The organism is Actinocrinis sp. (genome assembly GCF_035938995.1).
In the GTDB taxonomy this organism is placed as follows: domain Bacteria; phylum Actinomycetota; class Actinomycetes; order Streptomycetales; family Catenulisporaceae; genus DASZGI01.
Genome location: NZ_DASZGI010000296.1, coordinates 1 through 2,900 on the forward strand (window position 1 = coordinate 1; position 2,900 = coordinate 2,900).

The 2,900-nt window shown below is 66.4% G+C and carries 3 protein-coding genes; 1 reads left to right on the top strand and 2 read right to left on the bottom strand.

Annotation, left to right across the window (positions count from 1 at the left end; translation table 11 throughout):
* Positions 1-71 precede the first annotated feature (71 nt).
* Entirely contained in the window at positions 72-878 is an 807-nt protein-coding gene (locus tag VGZ32_RS20460; protein WP_326887725.1) for a hypothetical protein, read from the bottom strand.
* A 231-nt stretch (positions 879-1,109) separates the two neighbouring features.
* Here VGZ32_RS20460 and VGZ32_RS20465 point away from each other — a divergent pair, with 231 nt between their 5' ends.
* Positions 1,110-1,838, top strand: a complete 729-nt coding sequence (locus VGZ32_RS20465; RefSeq protein ID WP_326887726.1) for a glucose 1-dehydrogenase — start codon at positions 1,110-1,112, stop codon at positions 1,836-1,838.
* Positions 1,839-2,310: 472 nt separating this feature from the next.
* On the opposite strand, the gene VGZ32_RS20470 is transcribed toward VGZ32_RS20465, so the two are convergent.
* Positions 2,311-2,900 (bottom strand): TetR/AcrR family transcriptional regulator (locus VGZ32_RS20470; protein WP_326887727.1); only part of this gene is annotated, 590 nt, incomplete at its 5' end.

Genomic DNA, 2,900 nt, shown 5'->3' on the forward strand with positions numbered 1-2,900 from the left:
TAGCTGCCGTGACCCGCGGCCAGTCCTGCCACACCGCGCGCGAGTGCGATGTCCCGGCGGATGTCGTGTTACTACCGCCCCGGAGCCCAGGGCAGGACGTTTCCGTTGCGGACGAGCCGGCCGTAGTGGTCGGCGTTGACGGCGTCGAAGGCGAGGTCCAGCAGGGCGACTGCGGCCTCGGCGGGGCTGGGGGCGTCGCTGACGTCCCACCACATGCCCGAGGTAGGCGTGTTCATCATGCCCGGGCAGACCGCGGCGAGCAAGATGCCGCTCGTGAGGTCCTGCTCGCGGCGCTGTTCGGCGAGGGCGCGGACAGCGGCTACCTGGCCGATCTTGGAGGGGATGTTGACGAAGCCGGGCCAGGCGCTGCCGTCCTTGACCGCGTCCCGCCACGACCTGCGTGTCCACCTCGTCCAGCGACGGCAGGCCGTCGAAGCGGTCGTGCAGCACGGGCGCCACGTAGTGCAGGGTGCCCAGCGAGCTCGCCACGACGATGAGCCGGCCGTTGTCGCGCAGCAGCGGGGCGAAGGCGCGCAGCACGCGGGTGGTGCCGAAGTTGTTGACCTCGGCGTAGGCGCCGACGATGGCGCGGGGGTCGTCGTCGGGGCCGACTCGCATGACGGCGTTGCTGAACGCAGACCGCCGCCGACCCGGCCTTCCTCGACCATGCCCACCTTGCATTGGCACATGCTGATGCCGCAGTCGACGGCGACCTCCAGGGCCACCGACTTGGTGATGACCTCGACGGCGTGCTTGCTGCCGACGTAGACCGAGGCCGCGCCCTCGATGCGGGTCAGCAGCCGGCGGACCGTGGTCTCCCAGGGCAGCGACCACCGGGGCTGGAGCGGATCGGCGTGAACGCCGCGACTTGACGGCACTGCCCCCGCACACCACTAATCCGCCAGGTGCAGTGACGTTGCGGATACCAGGACGGCCAGGGCTCGGTCCAGGGTAGAGGTAACTCAACCCCGGAAAAGTTGGAGCGACTAAGGCCATTCGCCAGCTTTCCGGGCGGCCTCACCGGCCTCGGAGGCCCGCCTCTCGGGTGGCGGCCGACGCGTGTGTGGTGGCACCGACAACCTACATCGCGATTACCTGGAGTAACGAGCATGGGCAAGTTGGAAGGGAAAGTAGCGGTCATCACCGGCGGCACTGCGGGGATCGGGCTTGCTGCGGCAAAGCTCTTCGCTGCGGAAGGCGCCTATGTGTTCATCACGGGCCGCCGCCAGAAGGAACTCGACGACGCCGTGAAGGAGATAGGTGATAACGTCGCCGGCGTTCAGGGCGATGTTGCCAATCTGGCCGACCTTGACCACCTCTACGAGACAGTCGCTGCGAACGGGAGAATCGATATCCTCTTCGCCAACGCCGGCCTAGGAGAGTTCGCTCGGCTCGAAGATGTCACGGAAGAGCACTTCGACAAGATCTTCGGAATCAACGTGAAGGGGGCGCTCTTCACGGTACAGAAGGCGCTGCCGCTCCTGAACGACGGCGGTTCCATCATCCTCACCGGTTCCGTCGCGAGCGTCAAGGGAACCCCGGCGTTCACGGTGTACGGCGCGAGTAAGGCCGCTATCCGGAATTTCGTGCGCGGCTGGACCGTCGAACTCAAAGACCGCCGGATCCGCTCCAACGTCCTCAGCCCAGGCCCGATCGCGACACCTCAATCGGTTGCGGCACCGCGAGAGACTATGCAGAGGCTCGTGTCCACGATTCCGATGGGCCGCATGGGTGAGCCCGGCGAAGTGGCCAAGGCGGCGCTTTTCCTGGCCTCAGACGACTCGAGTTTCGTCACGGGAATCGAACTGTTCGTCGACGGAGGCAGGGCCCAGATCTAATACCGTAGTCGCGGATCTGAAACACCGGGATCGGCGTTCGAGCTCTTGACCGCCTGCACAGCGAACGACCCAGGCGCGTGCAGCGTAGCCTGGGTCGTTCGCAGTCCACGGCCCGGCCTCACCGGCTGACACGGATCAATCGGCGCCACCGAAGAATCCTTCGATATTAGCTGCTTGATTGTCGCTCGCATCCGGGCTCGGAAATGCGATTCGGGATGTCCTGCGGGCAGTTGGGCAGCGACGCAATACTCATGGTCGGGTGCGGCCGCAGTACTGGATCAAAGACGAGCGGCGCGCATGGCGTACGCAGCAGGCCTCCCACGGTTTCAAGGGAACGCCACGACCCTGGTACGAGGCTGGGTACTTGATATCGGTTGTCTGGTGTCAACGTCGGCCGAATTAAGTCGTTGCTGACATGCCTCGCTCCCTTCGTAGCATCAGTCAGGGCACATCACAGCCCGTTGGTCGCCACTCAGACTGGTCGCGGACCCTCAGAACGGCGCAGCGCGTGGCCGGGTGACGGGACGGCGGGCGTCGTCGTGCTCAGGCCCGTTCCGTCTTCGGGGCGGCGTCGAGCAGCGCGGCGGCGGCGGCCCGGGCCGTGGGTGGCCGCGGAGGGATCGTGGTCCATCCGCGCGGACAGGCCCGCACCGTCGTACAGCAGGTGGAGCTGTCGGGCGAGGGCATCCGGGTCGGCCACGCCAGCATCCTGGGCCAAGGTGGTGAACAGGGTCCGCACCCACTCCCGGTAGACTCCCGCGGCAAGCTCTGCTGCACCTCCGGACGGAGCCTCCGCACTGGCCATCTCGAACGCGCAGCCCTTGAACCCCGGATCAGTGAACAACTCGCCCTGCGCGTGGAACACGCGAAGCAGTCGTTCACGCGGGGTACGGAAACGCGTCAGCGCCTGGCTGACCCGGCCACGGGTCGCGGCGTGACGGGACTCCAGATACGAGCGGACCAGCCCTTCCTTGCTGCCGAAAATGTTGTACAGAGACGCCTTGGCAACACCCGCATGACTGATGATGCGGTCAATGCCGACAGTCTGCACACCCTCCCGGT